This window comes from Brevinematales bacterium (assembly GCA_026415355.1).
Lineage (GTDB): Bacteria > Spirochaetota > Brevinematia > DTOW01 > DTOW01 > SKYB106.
This window is the reverse complement of sequence record JAOAHF010000045.1, coordinates 1-1,609: the sequence shown is the minus strand read 5'-3', so window position 1 is coordinate 1,609 and position 1,609 is coordinate 1. Positions and strand designations below refer to the sequence as shown.

The 1,609-nt window shown below is 30.8% G+C and carries 1 protein-coding gene; it reads left to right on the top strand.

The features are described 5' to 3' along the window. Positions 1-577 precede the first annotated feature (577 nt). Positions 578-1,411 (top strand): glycosyltransferase family 25 protein, encoded by an 834-nt coding sequence (locus N2712_07970; protein MCX8029913.1) that lies wholly within the window; start codon positions 578-580, stop codon positions 1,409-1,411. The last annotated feature ends 198 nt before the right edge of the window (positions 1,412-1,609 follow it).

Below are 1,609 nucleotides of genomic sequence, written 5' to 3'. Positions count from 1 at the left end.
ATGTATTTCATGGACGTGGAGTCAAATATCATATATCTGAGAAACTATAGAAAGTATTCTGAAGTATTTATATCTTTGTTTAAACTTTCAAAGACATTTTATTTTTATTTTTGGATACCTGTATTATCACTAATCCGGGTAATAAAAAACTTACTTCCCAAAAAAATATAATACCACTAGACTTTTCAAATATCCGCTTTATCCTCAATAAAGTCTAAAATTTTTTGAGATATGATTCATAAAAATAATTTAAGGTTATGGAAATGGATATTTTTAGTACATCACACCTCTCGCTCCTCTGTTTTCTTTCTTTTCAAAACAACACCAAAAGTAGGTGATATGATGTGAGGAAAGATGATATACAACATATACAAGAGGACAATAAAATTGTGAAATACCTTAACAGGTATTTAGAGAACATATGAAAACATACTTGTAGTTATTTGCTAGAGCAACACTTACACTAAAAGTATTAACTATACCCAAATAACTCTCAAATTTTGGAATTTTTTTGGAATTTATTGAGGGTATTATGCGAAAGTTGAAAACTTACACTTGAAACAGTTATAACAACGATATGAAAACTAGAGTAGGAATAGGTTTTATTCACAACAATGATGAGAAAAGGAATAACTTATCTTTACCAAAAATTCTAGAGCTAGCTAACTTCTTAAAAGACTACTATGATGTTAGATTCTTGCCTGTGTCTTTTCAACCAGACGTGAATTCCAATCGCAGTATTACATGGCACCTGAATAGGGAATTCGTTATGTGGAAATGCCAAATGTTTTTACATAAATATCTAAAAATAAAACTACCCACAATAAAATCCTTCAATTTCACTCTGATAAGGCTGATTAATTTACTAAAAGGCGGATTCTCTAAACTCACAAGAGTTGCCAACTTTGAGATTATGTTATCTGATAAACACATAAGGTTGTGGTCTATCCTAGCCGAAGATAATGACTACATAATAATATTTGAAGACGATGCCATAATAGATGAAGATAGTATCCATAAGATAAAGGAGATAATAGAGTTTTCAAAGGAACTTGAGAAAGAAAATGATGATAAAATCTTATATGTAGACTTAGCAAATGGTTTTGAACTCAACAAATTAAAGATAGATAAGTTGATCATAAAAAGAGATGGTGACAAGATATTCTTTGACAGAATAGTATCAAACACTACTTGCTCCTACATGATAAGTTCAAAAACAGCAAAAGTATTCCTAGACTTACTTCTTGAAACACCATACTTGAGGTTACTCCCTCCTGACAGAATAGTTGATCATCTAGGTAGATTGTTGCTCAAAAAAGGTTATTCTACTATATGTGTGCATATAAATCCTCCAGCACTAATTCACGGAAGTATGACAAAAGCAGAGTTATATACAAGAGAGTATGTATAGCCAAAATTCCTAAAAACATTAAACTACACTAATTATGTCCAGATGAACCTCATTTATTTCTTCTAGATAGAACATTCCTTATTTCTTGCTCTAGTAAATCCACAATATTATCCCACAAGAAGTTCTTCAACACATGTTGCCTTATTTCTTCTCCTTTTTCCCTGACATAATCTGGATTGCTGTCTCTTATACACATCT

Coding starts and splice junctions, on each gene's coding strand:
- N2712_07970 (MCX8029913.1), top strand. CDS start 578: ATGAAAACTAGAGTAGGAATAGGTTTTATTCACAACAATGATGAGAAA.